The organism is Fuerstiella marisgermanici (assembly GCF_001983935.1).
In the GTDB taxonomy this organism is placed as follows: Bacteria; Planctomycetota; Planctomycetia; order Planctomycetales; family Planctomycetaceae; genus Fuerstiella; species Fuerstiella marisgermanici.
In genome coordinates this window covers 8,258,381-8,275,496 of record NZ_CP017641.1, presented here as the reverse complement: position 1 = coordinate 8,275,496, position 17,116 = coordinate 8,258,381, and the positions used below count along the sequence as shown (strand labels likewise).

Annotated in this window: 15 protein-coding genes and 1 tRNA gene; 8 read left to right on the top strand and 8 right to left on the bottom strand. The window is 55.6% G+C overall.

Annotated features, from left to right (window positions below):
* The first annotated feature begins 141 nt into the window (after positions 1-141).
* Positions 142-215, top strand: a tRNA-His gene (locus Fuma_RS31275).
* Positions 216-339: 124 nt separating this feature from the next.
* Here the strand turns inward: Fuma_RS31275 and Fuma_RS35520 are convergent.
* The 4 genes from Fuma_RS35520 to Fuma_RS31255 all read right to left on the bottom strand — a co-directional run bounded on the left by Fuma_RS35520 (position 340) and on the right by Fuma_RS31255 (position 4,066).
* A complete protein-coding gene (locus Fuma_RS35520; RefSeq protein WP_158521195.1) occupies positions 340-510 on the bottom strand; it encodes a hypothetical protein in 171 nt (56 codons plus the stop codon).
* Between the two features lie 18 nt (positions 511-528).
* Positions 529-1,599 carry a Gfo/Idh/MocA family protein gene (locus Fuma_RS31270; RefSeq protein ID WP_077027572.1) on the bottom strand — a complete coding sequence of 357 codons (1,071 nt, stop codon included), beginning with the start codon at positions 1,597-1,599 and terminating at the stop codon, positions 529-531.
* 172 nt (positions 1,600-1,771) lie between these two features.
* Positions 1,772-2,605, bottom strand: a complete 834-nt coding sequence (locus tag Fuma_RS31265) for a ParA family protein (RefSeq protein ID WP_077027571.1) — start codon at positions 2,603-2,605, stop codon at positions 1,772-1,774.
* 327 nt (positions 2,606-2,932) lie between these two features.
* Positions 2,933-4,066, bottom strand: a complete 1,134-nt coding sequence (locus tag Fuma_RS31255; RefSeq protein ID WP_083732672.1) for a M20 family metallopeptidase — start codon at positions 4,064-4,066, stop codon at positions 2,933-2,935.
* 550 nt (positions 4,067-4,616) lie between these two features.
* Between Fuma_RS31255 and Fuma_RS31250 the strand changes: the two genes are divergently transcribed.
* The 3 genes from Fuma_RS31250 to Fuma_RS31240 all read left to right on the top strand — a co-directional run bounded on the left by Fuma_RS31250 (position 4,617) and on the right by Fuma_RS31240 (position 9,613).
* Positions 4,617-5,765 carry a sialidase family protein gene (locus Fuma_RS31250; protein WP_077027568.1) on the top strand — a complete coding sequence of 383 codons (1,149 nt, stop codon included), beginning with the start codon at positions 4,617-4,619 and terminating at the stop codon, positions 5,763-5,765.
* Between the two features lie 652 nt (positions 5,766-6,417).
* Complete coding sequence (locus Fuma_RS31245) at positions 6,418-7,704, top strand: glucuronate isomerase (RefSeq protein WP_077027567.1); 1,287 nt, start codon at positions 6,418-6,420, stop codon at positions 7,702-7,704.
* A 253-nt stretch (positions 7,705-7,957) separates the two neighbouring features.
* Positions 7,958-9,613 carry a SpoIIE family protein phosphatase gene (locus tag Fuma_RS31240; RefSeq protein ID WP_077027566.1) on the top strand — a complete coding sequence of 552 codons (1,656 nt, stop codon included), beginning with the start codon at positions 7,958-7,960 and terminating at the stop codon, positions 9,611-9,613.
* Between the two features lie 39 nt (positions 9,614-9,652).
* On the opposite strand, the gene Fuma_RS31235 is transcribed toward Fuma_RS31240, so the two are convergent.
* Positions 9,653-11,032, bottom strand: a complete 1,380-nt coding sequence (locus tag Fuma_RS31235) for an arylsulfatase (protein ID WP_077027565.1) — start codon at positions 11,030-11,032, stop codon at positions 9,653-9,655.
* A 181-nt stretch (positions 11,033-11,213) separates the two neighbouring features.
* Here Fuma_RS31235 and Fuma_RS31230 point away from each other — a divergent pair, with 181 nt between their 5' ends.
* Complete coding sequence (locus Fuma_RS31230; protein WP_077027564.1) at positions 11,214-12,086, top strand: endonuclease/exonuclease/phosphatase family protein; 873 nt, start codon at positions 11,214-11,216, stop codon at positions 12,084-12,086.
* A gap of 87 nt (positions 12,087-12,173) precedes the next feature.
* Here the strand turns inward: Fuma_RS31230 and Fuma_RS31225 are convergent, their stop codons facing one another.
* A complete protein-coding gene (locus Fuma_RS31225) occupies positions 12,174-13,079 on the bottom strand; it encodes a hypothetical protein (RefSeq protein ID WP_077027563.1) in 906 nt (301 codons plus the stop codon).
* Between the two features lie 207 nt (positions 13,080-13,286).
* Here Fuma_RS31225 and ispF point away from each other — a divergent pair, with 207 nt between their 5' ends.
* The 3 genes from ispF to ruvA are packed head-to-tail and all read left to right on the top strand — an operon-like array spanning position 13,287 to position 15,024.
* Entirely contained in the window at positions 13,287-13,793 is a 507-nt protein-coding gene (ispF, locus tag Fuma_RS31220; RefSeq protein ID WP_077028674.1) for a 2-C-methyl-D-erythritol 2,4-cyclodiphosphate synthase, read from the top strand.
* A 44-nt stretch (positions 13,794-13,837) separates the two neighbouring features.
* Positions 13,838-14,365: a crossover junction endodeoxyribonuclease RuvC gene (ruvC, locus tag Fuma_RS31215; RefSeq protein ID WP_077027562.1), complete on the top strand. Its 528-nt coding sequence runs from the start codon at positions 13,838-13,840 to the stop codon at positions 14,363-14,365.
* 41 nt (positions 14,366-14,406) lie between these two features.
* Positions 14,407-15,024, top strand: a complete 618-nt coding sequence (gene ruvA / locus Fuma_RS31210) for a Holliday junction branch migration protein RuvA (protein ID WP_077027561.1) — start codon at positions 14,407-14,409, stop codon at positions 15,022-15,024.
* Between the two features lie 15 nt (positions 15,025-15,039).
* Here the strand turns inward: ruvA and Fuma_RS31205 are convergent, their stop codons facing one another.
* Together Fuma_RS31205 and Fuma_RS31200 are read right to left on the bottom strand one after the other, a co-directional pair.
* Positions 15,040-16,383 carry a glycerate kinase type-2 family protein gene (locus Fuma_RS31205; RefSeq protein ID WP_077027560.1) on the bottom strand — a complete coding sequence of 448 codons (1,344 nt, stop codon included), beginning with the start codon at positions 16,381-16,383 and terminating at the stop codon, positions 15,040-15,042.
* Positions 16,384-16,521: 138 nt separating this feature from the next.
* Positions 16,522-16,746, bottom strand: a complete 225-nt coding sequence (locus Fuma_RS31200) for a hypothetical protein (protein ID WP_077027559.1) — start codon at positions 16,744-16,746, stop codon at positions 16,522-16,524.
* Positions 16,747-17,116: the final 370 nt, after the last annotated feature.

The following is a 17,116-nucleotide window of genomic DNA, read 5'->3' as shown; positions in this document are numbered from 1 at the left end:
GAAGGCCGCATCCGCGAATGAGTGGGCAGGCAGAAATTTACAGACTGCGGCAATCCTGCGTCAAAATTGATTGCGAACTTGAATGCCTGATTTTCCGAAGATATCATTCCGGGCCGCTGGCAGAGACTGTCAGCCATTTTGGTGGGTATAGCTCAGTTGGTTAGAGCGCCGGATTGTGATTCCGGAGGTCGCCGGTTCAAATCCGGTTACTCACCCCTTTTCTCAGTCAAAACGAAAAGAGCCGACTCCGCTGGAGTCGGCTCTTTTTTTGTATCGGAGCAGTCAGGTTCAGTTTTCCGGTCGCAATCCCATGAAAGTCGCGATCAGCACGTAGCAAGCCTAGAGGCCGATGAAAAACCAAAACCACTTCGGATGCGTCTCGCGGTCGATCGCCGTCTCATGAAATTGCAATAAAAAGCGAATCGCAAGAGGAATTGGAGCGAGTACCGTGCCCACCGAAAGTTCGCGAAGGATAAGCAGTAATAGCAAGACCGCAACGATAAGTGCCACGGAGTTCCCTCGACCTGATTACTTCGGCCGCACCGGGTCGCCTGCCAGTGGCAGCTTTACAGTTTGCTTCGTCCAGGCCGCCTGATAGATCGCCAGAATAATCTCAACACTCTTTCGACCGTCGATCCCATCCGCCATTGGTGCCGTGCCGTTTTTAATGGCCTGCACGAAGTCGGCTAGCTGGTCTCGGTGGCCTGTATGAGAAATCGCCTTCGGGTCGGCCGCCCCGCCGGTATTCGCTGATCCGGGAGCAAACTTTTCACGCACCTCGGCATCAGACGGTTGTTCGCCTTCGAATTCCCAGCGGACGATGTCGTCCTGTTCGATAATTGCCGTGCCTTTGGTGCCGTGAATTTCGGTCTTCTTCAGCAGGCCAGGCCAGGCACTGGTGGTGGCTTCGATGACGCCGATTGCTCCGTTGGCGAATCGTAGAGTCGCGACACCAACGTCTTCGACTTCGATGCGTTCATGAGCCACGGTGTCGGTCATGCCGTTCACTTCGACGACGTCACCCATCAGCCAGTACAACTGGTCGACCTGATGAATCGCCTGGTTCATGTACGCGCCGCCGCCATCCATTTCCCACGTGCCGCGCCATCCGCCGCTGTCGTAGTATTCCTGAGTTCGCCACCATTTGACGTATGTGTCTGCCAGTGTGAGTTTGCCAAATCGACCGCCGTCGACAGCCGCTTTCAACGCCTGATTCACAGGCGTGAACCGCGATGGGAAGATGGCACAAAGACGGACGTTGTTCTTTTCGCAGGCGTTGATGATGTCGTCGCAGCGAGCCAGCGTAATCTCCAGCGGCTTTTCGACTACGACGTGCTTGCCGGCGTTCGCTGCAGCGACCGCCAGGTCACGGTGAGCTCCACTGGGGGTACACACGTTGGCGATATCGACATCGCTATCAGCCAGCATTTCGTTGACATCAGTGTAAGCTTTGCAGCCATATTCGGCCGCAAACGCCTGAGCTCGTTCTTCAACCGTGTCGCAACAGGCTACGACGCTGGCATCTGGAATTTCGGCGATGGCTTTCGCGTGGAAGTGCGAAATCATGCCGGTTCCGACAATTCCGAATCCGGTGGACATAACGTTCCTCTTAGACTGATGACCGTGATTGGCAATGAAAGAGGCGCCCGAGTGGCGACCTCTGGCCGATGAGCATAGCAATTTCGACGCCGGTTTTCCGGTTCGCGGCAGAAGCCCCGCGCGAATTTTGCAGAGTCCGGCAAATTTCGGGTGTCACCCGGCGCTGAATTCTCTACGCCGCGTTTTGCTGCAACGGTAGGGGCGATCCGGCCGCCTGAGCCATTGCGAGGACCTCATCGCCGAGCTCCGCGTAGTCGCGAGCACCGGGGCAGGTTTTGGCGTAGTCGAAAATCGACTGGCCGAAACTGGGTGCTTCTGCCAGCTTGATATTACGGCGGATGCGAGTCTTAAAGATCTTCGCTTTAGCCCACGGAGTGTCGGCGTCGCTGGACGTCAGGAACAACCTTAGGTCCTCTGTCACATCGGCTGCCAGACGAGTCCCCGATTCGTACAGACACAGGGCTACACCGGTGACTCGTAAATCACGATTCAATCGCCGCGTGACCAAAGCCGTCGTTTCAAACAGCTTTGACAAACCCTGCAATGCGAAGAAATGCGGCTGCAACGGAATCAAAACTTCCGTCACTGCACACAGCGCGTTGATCGTCAACACGCCCAGCGACGGTGGGCAGTCCATGATGACATAGTCAAAGCGCTCCTGCAGCTTCCAATGATTCAAAGCGTCTCGCAGAACGAACTCACGTCCGGGCGTGTTGGAGAGTTCGACTTCCACCGCCGCCAGATCGATGTTGGACGGAATCACAGACAGATTTTCAGCCACAAGCTGACGAGCGTCGTCGACGGTACACTGTTCGGCAAAGACGTCGTAGACCGTACGAGAGCCGGGGGCGGCGTCGAGCCCCAGATGAAACGACGCGTGGCCCTGCGGATCCAGATCGATCACGCACACACTTTTGCCGGATCGTGCCAAAGCGGCAGCAAGGTTCACGCTGGTGGTCGTCTTGGCGACGCCACCCTTCTGATTCATGATGGCGATAGTTCGCATAATGTCGTTTTCCCTGCGATGGATCGGAGCATGTCTATGGTGGGAAAGGTGGCTAAGGAGGCTGTGTTGCTACGCGGCCGAATCACCAACTCGGCGACTTGCCGACGACGAAACCGGCAAGCCTCATCAACCCCTGCCATTGGAATAACTGGTATTATCCTTTGTCGACAAACCAGGCCCCATTCATTCAGCGACATTATGCGATGGCGAGTGATCGGCAGAAGACCGGCGGTTATCGCGAGCAGGGCGGCGATCCGGCAGAATTCGCCGCCCGATGATCTAATCACGGCGTGATCGACTCGCGCGGTGATCCAGTCACGCGGCGATCTATTCGCAACACCAACGCTCGGCCAGTGTTCGGTACAGGTCCGTGCCCGCCTGCAACTGCTCAAGACTGATCCATTCATCGTCTGTGTGAGCCTGTCGAATATCGCCAGGCCCAAGCACGACAATATCCTGAAGCTCCTGAAAGCAAGAACCGTCTGTTCCGTAGGCCACTGTTTGTGACGCTTTGGTGCCAGTGACCGTCAGCAGTTCCTGCACGTAGTCGGATTCCGGATCGGTGAACAACGGTTTCGTGGCGTAGCTCCATTCGATTTTGACGTTATGCCGAACAGCCATCGCTTCCAGTCGCTGAGTGATCTTATCGACGTCGATGCCTGGCATCGTCCGTAAACAGATTGTGCACACAGATTTCGGAGCCGTAATGTTTAGCGCAGCGTTGTTGTCGTTGATGCCGATGTTCATGCTGATCGTCGGCGGTTCGAACCGGTCGTCTTCGAAATCCGGATTGCCTTTGATCTCTTCGCGAAATTCGTTCAATTCGGCAAGAAATGGGATCATGACGAAGTTCGCGTTCAATCCCTTGTCGCTGCTGGAATGGGCCGCCACGCCTTCCGCTGTGACCGTCGCGCCTTGTCCGCCTTTGTGAGCGTGCACGACATTCAGAAGCGTTGGTTCGCCGATAATCGCGCGACACTGGCGCTCGACAATTTCGCGGTACATCGCGGATTCCGCCACAATTTTGGCGGCGCCAACAAGTCCCACTTCTTCGTCGGCCGTACACACAATGTAAATAGGATGCGTCAGCTTTTGCGGATCGATGGCTGCAACAGCCGCCAGCATACAGGCCAGTGAGCCCTTCATGTCACACGATCCGCGCCCGTACAGCTTGCCATCGTCCTGCAGCGGCTCCCACGGCCCGCTTTTGGGGAAGCTCCACGACGTGACGGGCACAACATCGGTGTGGCAAAAATACGCCATGCCTCGACCGTTGTCGGGGCCGAGTCGCCCGGAAACGCAGGCTTTGGTGATGCCCTGTTCGTCACGGTATTCCAGCCATTCGGTTTGAAAGCCCAACGCCTCTAGTTGAGTCTCCGCCCAGCGACTGACTTCAACGTTCGAGACGCGGCTGACGGATGGGAAGGCAATCAATTCGCTAAGCAAGCTGACGCTGTGCATGGGTTCGTTCATCCGGGACCAGGAAACGTTCGCGAAAAGTGCGAGGCAGGCATCTTAGCGAACGTCGCTGATTTCGTCAGTCGTCGACAAACGCAGTTTGCGAGCAACACTGAAGCAGGACGTGCGGGGGGTGCTGCTTTGTGTCATGCCGCAGTCCGGTCGTGCTCCCGCATAGCGGTTGCATGCCCGTCATTTTAACCCGAGAGTTCCCGAAAACGTCTGCTCGAGGAGAATCGCTCCCTTTGCCCCAGACGCGAACACTCACCACAATCTCGAAGACGCCATTCTACGGGACTCTCCGCAATGCCCGAAATGCATCACCCCGATGTCGATGACAAATCTAAACGGGAATTAAACGGTGGGTCGGAATTTTGGGGATGTCAGCGTTTTCCTGCTTGCAGAAGTACGCAGAATCCGGAGTGATCGAATTAGAGAAGAAAAAGCGGACACTGTATTTCATTAAGCATGTACAAAGCCCGCCGTTTCGTCCACCGCCGACGAAGCCTCTGTCGTCATAGTCACACTTGACCACCAACTAAGCCAAACCTCCATGAAGTCAATTCTGTTACTCATCACCAGTTGTGTTTGTGCTGGAGCCTGTGCCGACTCGGGTGTCGCACCGCTGAAAGTGGTGCGCTACGGGCCGGTCAATGACACAGTTGAAGATGCTCTGGCACCAGGCGGATTGGTGCGTACGAAATCCGGCGATTTGATTACGACGTTCGTCGACAAGGGCGATTCTGCGGCGGGTTCCAAGTGCTACTTTGTGCGTTCGAAAGATGAAGGAAAAACATGGTTGCCGCCTTATCGGGTCGAGGAGCCGGAAGATGGTCACGAGGGTGTATTTGTTGAAATCGTGAGCCTGCCTGACGGCGATCTGATGTTGATGACCATTCGGATTTCCCACGGTGACTCGAGCCGAAAGGGAGTCTTCGGGTATCGTGAATCGAGGGTTGAGTTGCAGGTGAGCCGGGACAATGGAGATTCGTTTCAGCCCATCGGTTTTCTGGATACTCCTCGCGGTAGCTTAACTTCAACAATGGGCGCCATTTATCAGCTCAACAATGGCGACCTGATCATCCCTGCGTACTGCTACGCGAGCCATCCTCGTCAGCATCCCGGGTATCAATATGGTTCCGGATTCTATCGTAGCATTGACGGCGGCAGACACTGGGGCCCGCTTGAAAAAGTCTTCGCTGACCCACCTTCCACGACCGAAGTCACTCAGAAATTCAATGAATCGGCATTTGCTGTCCGAGAGGACGGCGCGATCATCGCATACGCTCGTGTTGACGTGCATCAGGGCGATGAATTCAGGGAAAACAAGATGTGGACGTGTGAGTCCCGCGATAATGGTGTGACCTGGACGAAGCCGACTGAAACCGAGATCGTCGGAATCTATCCCGCGATCAGCAAATTGCCTTCGGGACAGTTCGTAATGATCTGCGGCTTGAGAGATTCGACTGTCGGACGGCGCACCACATCCGTGTTTACAAGTGACGACGGAAAGGCCTGGAAGTATCGGGGGCACCCGTACTATTCACGAACTAAAGGACTCCCCGCGAATTCTGCAACGGGTGGCTCTCAGGCCATGGTCCCGATGGGCGAAGATTCAATCTATGTTGTCTTCTATGCACACGACCCAACACTGCCCGGCTACCACCAGACATACGTCGATGGCTGCCTGTTGAAGCTATAGTCGCATTCGGCTAGGACGTGATCTGCCTGAGTCCACGCGTCGCCCTCAGCCCATTCAACCTTCCAGTGGTCGAATTAACCAAGAGAACGATGCCTTTCAGTGGATCGTCCGATGCCCTGTATGGGCTCATGGGAGCGTGCGCGTGGTCGCATCGCGAGCTCCAGCCCGAGTTGAATGGCTATTGATTGCTGCCATTGTGGTCTCCAAAGCGCGTGCCACGCGGAAGGCTGTGGCGCACGACTTGCAACTCGGCTTCAGTTTCTACGCCGTTGACACACCTTGTCCATAGCGGTCGTGACCGCGATGGAATGCGTGGTCGCGAACACCGGCGAGGAAAGTTCGAACTGTTCGTGGCATACAAAACGGGGGGTGATCAGTCACTCAAGCCGCTCAAAGTACATCTCACCCTTCATTCGCTTCAGAGTGGCAAGGTGTTAGGTCGCCTGTGGCCGGTGTTCTTCCAACGCCTGGCCGACCGGCGGTCGGCACCTACTTTTTGGCGTGTTCCCGGTTTCGGGCCTGCTGGTTGGAACGGCATCCTGAGGATCGGTAGACTGCCTCCGAATACGAGGACTTCGGGCGAAGTCTTCGTCGACAGACACGAACACACAGCAGCAGCTTTTCACACAGCACCCAAAGGATCGAAGGCGGAATGTCTCAGCAGGTCACACAGGAAATCCTCTCAGAACTCGAATCACTCCGGTTGATCGACCCTCATACGCACATCAACCCGTTGTCTGCCGCGTCCGAAACGCTGGCTGACATCATGGGTTATCATTACTACACAGAGCTCGCCCATTCCGCTGGACTGGCGAAAGAAAAGATCGAAGAGCCGGGCATTTCGCCCAAAGAAAAAGTCGGGCGGCTGATCCCCTGGCTGGCGACCATCGAAAACACGGCTCAATACAGCTGGCTGCTGGAAATGTGCAAGGTCTTCTTCGACTTCGAAGACGATCGCATCACTGAAGCCAACTGGGAAGGCTTGTACGACAAATCGTTGACAAAAATGCAGGCTGACGGCTGGGAAAAACAAGTCCTCGAAACCAGTGGCCTCGACCAGGTGTATCTCACCAACGACTTCGACGATCCGTTGACGGGCTTCGACACGAACTTTTACGTGCCATGCCTGCGAACCGATGATCTGGTCTTTCATCTCACCAAGCCAGAAGTGCGTGCCCGTCTGAACAAATGTACCGGCGCTGATGCGGCTGACGCCAAGTCCCTTCGCGGTGCGATTGGACAGTTGTTTACTCACTTCAAAGCCAACAATGTTCGAGCCTGTGCGATTTCGTTGCCGCCCGATTTTTCACCAGAGAAAGTCAGCGACGCGGTTGCTGACGATGTCGTGAGCAAAGCGTTTTCCGGCAAGGAACTGTCCGAGTGCGAACACAAATCGCTGAGCTGTTTTGTCTTCTGGACTTTGGCGGAATTCTGTGTTGAGCATCAGCTGCCGTTTGACCTGATGATCGGCGTCAACCGGCGTGTGTTTGAGGCAGGCGTGTTTCAAGGGCAGGACCTGTACGACAAACGAGTTTCGTTGATTCAGTACAAGGCGTTGTTCAACGCGTTTCCTCAGGTGACCTTCCCGGTGTCTGTGCTGTCAGAAACCAGCAATCAGGAACTGGTCAGTTATTCGTGGATCTTCCCCAACGTGGTGACAAACGGCCACTGGTGGTATTCGAACATTCCGGTCTTCATCGAAAAAGACACTCGAGCCCGTCTGCAGGCGGTCCCTCAGACCAAACAAATTGGGTACTACAGCGACATGTATAAGCTGGAATTCGCATTGCCGAAGTTCGCAATGTACCGTCGCATCCTCGCGCGAGCTTTGGCGCAGGACTTTGTTGTGGATCGAGGCTGGAGTGTTGAGAAGGCCGTAGAACTCGGAAAATTGGTACTCCGCGGAAACGTTGAGAAGATTTTTGGGGGCATTGGGTAATTTTAAGGCAAGGGAAAGCTGTGCCTGCCAGGTCGATCCGTCGCTTTAAGGTCAACCGACTGGCTGCGGCGGAAGGCCAAGGAAATGGCTGGAACTATTTCCTAAAGGATGTAAGCAATTTGCCGGGGACTGAGGCAATCGGATACTATGCTGACGGTGAGGCTGCGTTGCATGCAAGCCTGCCAATGCACCACAGCCTCAGATTTCCCTTCAAACTCAGCGGCAACCCGCCCCCCTCCGGAGTGAACACTTCATGCCCCGCCTTGTGTTGCTAAAAGAAGGTCAGGCGACGCCTTACGAATTGAGCGAATATCCCGTTCGTTTGGGCCGTCATCCCGATTGCACTGTGCAACTCGATTCCAACATGGTTTCGCGCTTTCATGCTCAGCTGGTGCAGTCAGATGACCAGATCATGCTGGAAGATCTGGGCAGCGGAAACGGTTCGTTTCTAAACGGCAAACAACTGCTGGCATCGACCCCATCACCGTTGAAGAACGGCGATCGCATTAAGCTGGGTCCCGTCAAGCTGCGGTATGAGAACGAAGCGGAGGACGATTCCAGACAGCTGAACATGACGATTGGTGTTGAGCTGAACGAAGAAGCCAGCAGCACGATCATGGGTTCAGCGGCGGCCGGCGGATACGGTTTGCTGGACGTGCGTCCCGAAGACAAATTGAAGGGTATTCTGAAGATCAACAAGGCTCTGGCAGGCACTGTTGAGATTAAGAACATCAGCCCGAGAATCCTGGATACGCTGTTCGAAATCTTTCCGCAGGCAGATCGTGGTTCGATTTTGATTCGGGAATCAGCATCCGCCCCGCTGATTCCGGTCGCTCAAAAGCACCGGGATATCTCCAATGATGAAACCGTGCGTCTGAGTCGAACCGTGCTGCAGCGAGTGCTTCAGGAGAAAGCGGGAATTTTGTCGGCGGATGCGGCCGCTGATTCTCGATTTAGTGCCAGCGAATCAATTTCCAGCCTCACCATCCACAGCATGATGTGCGTCCCGATGCTGGACCTCAATGACGAACCGTTCGGCGTGATCAATCTCGACACGCAGAACCCCATGAAGCGTTTCACCGACGACGACCTGCAGTTGCTGCTGGCGGTGGCCAGTCAGGCTGCGAACTCGTACGAGAACGCTCGTCTATTGGTGACGTACATGGCCAAAGAAAAGCAGGACAAAGAAATGGGCATCGCTCGTGGTGTACAGCACGCTCTGCTGCCACAGGAGTTGCCGAAGATTGACGGGTACGAATTCTTCGCATCGTACGATGCCGCGCAGGCCGTCGGCGGCGACTACTTCGACTGCTTTCTGATTGGTGAAGATAAAGTCTGCGTGTCATTCGGCGATGTCGCTGGCAAAGGTGTTCCCGGCGCTTTGATTATGTCGCGCATGGCCAGTGTCGTGCAGAATACGATGAGTTTCACAGATGACGTATCGGTTGCCATCCACCGGATCAACGACCACATGTGTCACAGCATGGTCGAAGGCCGATTTGTCACTTACATCCTGGGTGTGATTGATCTGAATACGAACGTGATCACGTTGACGAACGCTGGCCACATGTCGCCGGTCATCAAAAAGCGGGACGGTTCAGTTGAAGAATTCAGCGACGAAATCATCGGCATTCCGGTCGGTATTATGTCCGGCTATCCCTACGAAGTTGTGCAGCGGCAAATCGATCCTGGTGACGTGTTCACGCTGATTACAGACGGGGTTGACGAAGCAATGGACCCCGATGGCGATCTTTATGGCAAAAGCCGCGTCATCGAATTTATCAAGAATGGTCCGCGTGACCCGGAACAACTTGGCAAGGAACTGCTTGCCGATGTGCGAGCTCATGCCAACGGTCGTCCGCAGAACGACGACATCACGATTATGGTGTTTGGCCGAACCGGGTCGTAATCGTTCACAAGTCAGACGCCAGACATTTGCCGCTCGCCGCTATTTTTTCCGACGTCCGAACGACCAAAATTCGGAAGGCGTATGAGCCGCCGCGAAATACTCAAGAGCTCGCTTCACCTGATCCGGATGATCGTCAGCGATGTTGTGCTCCTCACCAATATCAGAAGACAAGTCGTAAAGCTCGACTCCGTCCTTCTGATTAACCCCGGTTAGGTTTTGCTGAACAGCTTTCCAGTTGCCAAACCGGACAGCCCGCTTGCCACCCTTCTCATAGAATTCCCAGTACAGGAATTCGTGAGGCGTCTGCGAACCTTCGCCCGTCAATTCCGACACCATGCTGATGCCGTCCAGGCCGGCGGGAATATCTACGCCAGCCAGCTCGCAAAAGGTCGGCAGCATGTCCCAATGAGCCGAAATCAGAGCCGACGTGGTACCCGGTTCAATGTTGCCCGGCCACCTCGCGATCAGCGGAGCGCGGATGCCGCCTTCGTACAGGTCCCGTTTGTGACCTTTCAGCGGCCCATTGCTGTTGAAGAATTCGGGATCGTGGCCACCTTCTTTGTGAGGCCCATTGTCGCTGCTAAACAACACGATCGTATTGTCGTCGATGTTTAGTTCGGAAAGCAAAGCCATCAGGTCGCCGACGCCCTCATCCATCAACGTCATCATGCCAGCAAACGCGGCCACAGGATTCCTGACTTCCGGGCCACTGTACTTCCCGATTTTATCTTCAAACTGAGGGAACTTTTCGCGCCACGGTTTCACATACTCTTCCGGCGCGTGCATGGCTGCATGAGGGATGGTGACGGGCAAAAACAGAAAGAAGGGATCAGCTTTGTTGTCTCGCACAAACTGTAGAGCTTCGTCCATGATCAGTGTGGCGGTATAAGTTTCGCCGTCCATCGGCACGCGTTGCTTGTTGCGCCACAGATGATCGGGGTAGTACGAATGAGCTTCTCGCTGGCAGTTGTAGCCATAAAACAAATCGAAATGTTCAGCCGGATCACTGGGTGACGAAGGAGCACCCAGTCCCCATTTCCCGAATGCTCCGGTTTTGTAACCCGCCTTTTTCAACAGCCGAGGAATCGTGACGATATCGGCAGGCATCGCCGCCTGACCTTCCGGTTTGACTTCGCGATTACCGCGAACATACGTGTGGCCGGTATGCAGCCCCGTCATCAAACTGCACCGCGTCGGCGCGCAGACGGTGGATCCGGAATAGTGTTCAGTAAACTTCATGCCTTCCGCCGCTAATCGATCGATGTGCGGCGTGGTGAACAGTTTCTGACCATAGCAGGATAGGTCGCCGTAGCCGGCGTCATCCAGCAGGATGTAAACAATGTTCGGTTTGGGCGCGGCGGCCGTTGCAAATTGTTGCACGGTGAAAAGAGCGGACAGGAAGACGAGGAGACTTTTCATGGGCACGCTATTCGGTTGAGTTTTGAGGAACGCTGTGCCTAATATAGCGTCGCGGGCCGACCGATCTCACCCATTCAAACATTTTCCCCGCGTCGAAACAGCACTTTCAGGATCCCCACCTGCTGCAGCACGATTGATGTGCCCCACCTCACGCCACTTTTTCCCGCGCGGATACCCCCGAATGCTCACGATCAACAACGCCCCCCGCAACGACACAAGCCCGGCACGCCGGTCCCGTGTGCTGACCTCGTTTCTGTATGCCATTGGTTTGCTGGCAATCACAGCATCGGTGAGTTCCGTTCAGGCGGCACCGCCCAAAACTCTGCGAGTGCTCTGCTACAATATTCACTACGGGCAGGGCAATGACGGCGAGTACAACCTTCAGCGGCTGGCCGACGTCATCAACAAGGCCAAACCGGACCTTGTCGCTTTGCAGGAAGTCGATGTTGTGGTCGAACGTTCCGGCAAAGTTCATCAGGCGCAGGAGCTTGGTAAGCTGACGGGGCTGGCCGTTCGTTACGGGCCGACTCAGCACTATCAGGGCGGACTGTACGGAAACGCTGTGCTGACTCGGCTGCCGATTCTGGATGTCCAAATTCAGCCTTTGCCGTATACCGCTGCCACACCCGAACTCACAACTTACCCGCGAGCCGCCATCGCGGTTGACGTCAGGCTTCCCAACGACAAACCACTGCGTTTTATTAGTACTCACTTCCAGCATAACGTTGCGGAAGACAGAGTGGCTGAGGCAACGGCAATCAACCGCCTGTTCGGCGACGGTTCGCCGCCCGCAATCTTGGCGGGAGACATGAATGCCACGCCTGACTCCGAACCGATCAAGATTCTGGAACAGAAGTGGACGAACGCCATCGATGAAGCAGCAGCTCCTTCGGCACCATCTTCCAATCCGCAATCACGCATTGATTACGTGTTCTTCCGGGGCAAGTCGCTGAAGCTGATCAGCACAGAAGTGATCAGCGAGCCAATGGCATCAGATCACTGTCCGGTTCTGGCCGTTTTCGAACTGGCGGAAGGCTACAGCGAATCTCGGTGACTTGTGGCCGCAGAACAAGCGTTTCGCACTATGAAGGCTGTGCCCCACGAGCTCGAACCGTCCACAACAAAAGGAAACCTGCTCCAATCAGTACTTGCTGTAACTGACCTGAAGCGATTTCTGGCCGACAACGTTTTCCACTTCGACAAGCTGCAGCGCAATCAGGCGTTCGCTTTTTGAGGTCAGTGAATCCGACTGAAACAGCAATTGGCCGACGGTCCATTCATCCTGTTCCTGATGTCCGATCACCACGGTTTCATTTGTGTGCAGTTTCAATTCAAACTGCTGCTCGTACAACGGTTCATTGTCCTGTTGTTTCGGCATCCTCACGCCGCCGCTACTCAGGCTGTATCGAGTCGTGACGGCACCGTGACGGATCTGCGGCAGAAATCGGATCAATACCCAACCCTGCCCGTACTCGATCGGAGTCAGTTCAATCACGCATCGAGCGTCCTTAAGTTCTCCACCGGCAGTCATGCTGGCAATTTTTCCAGGCGGGATGAACAGACCGTTTTGTTCCAATGACAGATCGATCACCGAACTGCTGTCCTGCGGAATTGCCACGTGTGATCCAAACGAATCACTACGTCGTCCTAAAGCATCGGTCTTTCCGTGAGTCGAACCTGACGTTCGCACGGCACGGTCTCCGCGCTGCAGACTCTGTAGAGCCCACGGCAGAGTTCCCCCGGACACGCCGATACGCAGACCGCTTTGATTCAGACGACGGCGGTCTTCGGGTGGCATCGGACCGCATTCGTCCAGGTTATCCCACACCAATTCGCGAATCCGTCGGTCCGTTGCTGGAGCCGACATAATCGACGTTTCCAGCCGAACCACTCGGTGCACCGGAACGTCACTCTCGAAACTCGCCACCTGCTCAGGCTTTAAAGTCTCATGCGATTCCAGCACCGGATTCCCCTTCGCACCAAACAGCGCGCAGCCGGTTGCGCTTAGCAACAGGATGGCAACTAAATATGGCGGTTGGAATCTCATTCAGCTTCAGACAAAGTACAGCACGTCTCGTAAATCTGACAGCGCCTTGACATCACGCCAAGCGCAAAAGGACACTCTGCGTCACGTTGAAAAGCGAAAACTATGGCACGAAGGCGTTTGTGGTCAACGCCAGACCTGCAGATCCAATCGCCCTCTGCCGAGTGGAGCGGCACAAAGCGGCAAGCCTCCAGGAAAGATGAACACAACATGCAGAATTTGCCGGAGTTCCGTGTCGGAGAGGGCTGTGACGTCCACCGCACCATCGCCGACCGCCCCTTAATCCTGGGCGGCGTGACGGTGGATTGCGACTTCGGACTCGACGGTCACAGCGACGCAGACGTACTGCTGCACGCCATTATCGATGCGATGCTGGGTGCCACAGGGCAGGGCGATATCGGCGAATGGTTCCCGAACACAGACGCCAAATGGAAAAACGCAGACTCAGTGAACCTGATCCAGCACGTCTGGAACAGCCTGATCAGCGGCGGTTGGCAGCTTCAAAATCTGGACTGTACAATCTGCTGCGAACGACCGCGTCTGGGCCCATGGAAGCCGCTCATTCGACAACGGCTGGCAGAAATCCTGGACGTGCCGGAAGATCGTATCAACGTCAAGGCCAAGTCGGGCGAAGCGGTCGGACCGGTCGGTCGGGGCGAAGCCATTACAGCTCAGGCTGTTGTGCTGCTGGCAAAATCGCCGAAGAATGGTGTATAACCGAACCGGGTCAACCTTACAGCCACAGACGATACGGACGCGTCATGTCTTTCGCCCTTAATGCACACGCTCACACCAAATCGCACGAACGCTATCTGGGACTCGATCCCGGCCTGAACCGCACCGGTTACGCTTTGCTGGAACGTCGAGCCAAAGGACCGTTTTTGCTGGAAGGCGGCATCCTGCGATCCACGCCGAAGACGACGCTGCAAAGTCGCATTCGCGAGATCGCTCACGGACTGCGCGAAGTGCTGGACGAACTTCAGCCCGAGATCGTGGCGATCGAACAGCTGTTCTCGCACGCTCAGAATCCCAAAACTGCACTTCTGATGGCTCATGTACGCGGAGCCATTCTGCTGACGCTGTCAGAAACGGAAGTGCCGATCGTGCACTACACGCCGACTCAGATCAAACGCCTGCTGACTGGCAGCGGGAAGGCTTCCAAAGAACAGATTCAGTATGCCGTGAAGACAGAATTGAAACTTGATACGATCCCCGAACCGAACGACGTGGCAGACGCCGCGGCCATCGGTTTGTGCCTATACCACTCCGTTAAATTCGCAGCGCTGTAGTTTCGCAGCCGCACAACATTATCGCCCAGGACTGAAGCTACTTGATCACTCGCATCACCGGAAAACTCGTCAGCCTGACGGACGTTTGTGGCTATCTGCAGATCGGTGGCTTCGAACACGAAGTCCTTCTGCCGGACCTTGTACGTCGCCAGCTACAGGGAAAAATTGGCGAAGAGATCAGTCTTCGAACAATTGAATACCTCGAGGGCAATCCGCAACAGGGTCGTCTTACGCCGCGGATTATCGGCTTCGCCAACGATGCCGAGAAAGAGTTCTTCGAGCTGGTTTGTTCGGTTGACGGCGTGGGCGCTAAGAAGGCTCTGCGAGCGATGGTGCGTCCGGTGCGTGAAGTCGCCACAGCCATTGAAGAGCGAGATATCAAGCAACTGAGTACTTTGCCGGGCGTAGGACCGGCCGTGGCCGAGCGAATCGTGGCCAAGCTGCGACGCAAAATGGCCAAGTTCGCATTGATGGTGTCGGGCGATGTACCAGACAGCGCTGCTCCGGATGTGCTGGCCGAAGCCTACGAAGCACTTGTCAGCGTCGGACACACGCCACAGGATGCGATGGCGAGAATCGAAGTGGTCAAGGAAACCGGGAAAAAGTTCAAGAGCGTCGAAGACGTTCTTTCGGAAATTTATCAGCGTCAGCGCGGGTAAAGCTCGGTCACTGCATCAACCGTCGAGAACTCCAACGGCCAGGTCCATCACGTTGGTATGAGTCGGCCCGGTTCTCACCAGGCCATCAAGCTGGTCGAAAAACGGATACGAATTGTTGATCGTCAGAAAGTCGTTCGGCTGTAGACCATCGGCGTGCATCCGGCCGACCAGTTCCGCATCGGCGATAGCTCCGGCCGCATCGGTGGGCCCATCTTCGCCATCTGTGCCGCCGGAAAGCAGCGTGATTTTCTGCCATGCGGCCGCGTCCGGATTCGCTGCAACTGCTGCCAGAATGCATTCCTGATTGCGGCCGCCTTTGCGATCGGCGGACGTCGCAGCCAGTTTGACGGTGGTTTCTCCGCCCGCGAGTAGACACACTCGTTTGGGATGCCCCGTTGAGTTTCCGTCCCGCAGGTCCGCCAGCTTTTGGAACAGCGTCCGCCCGTGATCGGCCGCTTCACCAGCGTTTTCGGATCCCAAATTGATGACTTCGTAGCCGCGTTGTTTCGCCGCAGCGTCAGCCGCCGCAATTGCAACGGCATTCGATCCGATCAGAAAATTTTCAACAGCACAGGTCGCGTCGCCGCTCGCCGGTACGTCGCGTTCAAGATGAGTGTAAACAGTCGCCGGAACAAGAGTTCGAGTCGGATCATATTTTTGCAGAATCGCCAGTGCGTCGTCGGCCGTTGCGGTTGACGGCGTCGTCGGGCCGGAAGCGATGATTTCCAGTGGATCGCCGATCACATCAGAAATGATTAGCGAGACCACTCGACCGGCCCCGCAGTTTCGAACCAGACCACCGCCTTTCACTTCCGAAAGCTGACTGCGCACGACGTTAAGTTCACAAATATCAGCTCCACCAGCGGCCAGAACTCTTGTGACAGCCAGCTTGTCGTCCAGGCTGACACCGGGAGCCGGCGCGGGCAGCAAGGCGCTGCCGCCGCCCGAAATGAGAACAATGCACAGGTCAGTCTCATCTAACTGACGGACTCGTTTTAGGATCTCCCGAGTTCCCTTCACGCCCTCGGCCGTCGGCTCATTGCTGCCCGCTGGTCGAGCTGCAAACAAGGTGATGGCCGACGTCGCTTCCACGCAGTCCCGCGGCACATTCACCCAGCCATCCAATCGAATGGAGTCTCGCAAGCCGGACAGAGCGACCTCAAGCCCCCGCACCATCCCGGCCCCCGCTTTGCCGGCGCCGACCACTTCAATATTCCTGACGTCCTGCAGCGAAAACCGCGAGCCGCAAATCTCCAGGTAATCGCGATGGCAGCGAACGTTCGAGCGAACCAGAAAGTCGGACCTCACGGCATCGACGCCGGCTTTCCAAATTGCAATGGCATCGTCGCGGTGGCTCATGATTTGATTCCTCTTCCAGGCACGTCAGCCAAGGCGACACGGCGCAAAAAAATCTCCCGCTGAAGTGGCGGGAGATTTTGGTCAGTTTCGATTCAAGTCGCAAGGACGGATCAATTTGAGTTGTCCGCCTTACATTGATTACGCACTTGGTCGCATTTGCGAGTACGCCATCAGCACTTCGTAGAGATCGGCCGAAACCTTCACGCGTTCATCGGCAAGATCCGCCAGCCAGGAGCGGTCCCAGACAATTGCGTCTGACAGAACTTTTGTAAATTCGGACAGCTCCATTGAGACTTCCGGCGTGCCGAATCCAGTGTCGCTCAGTTCATCCTCCCCGATGAACAGGCGTAGTCGTTGTCGCATTAGTTTTCCCTTCCAATGCCTATGTGGTGCTTCCGGCCACTGCACCGCAACTCACTGATGCGAAGTGAGGCAGCACGGTCGGCGGAAAGCGTTTTCAACTTCTCCGTGTGAAGGTGTATCGGATGGAACGATTGACCGGCTTCACTCAAAATCCCAATGCGATAACTGAGGAATTCCAGGTATTCGACTCAAGTCTTTCCGTTGCACACGCCGCAAACACATGGCCATTCGACTGGGCAAAATGCGGTGACCATTCTGCTGTTACGGAAAGAATGATTCTGAACGGTTAATCTGCCGATTGAGTAAGATGAGCGTAATCTTGCCGACACGGAACGTCCGTTTTGCGTCGCGCAGATTCCGCTAAAACCAC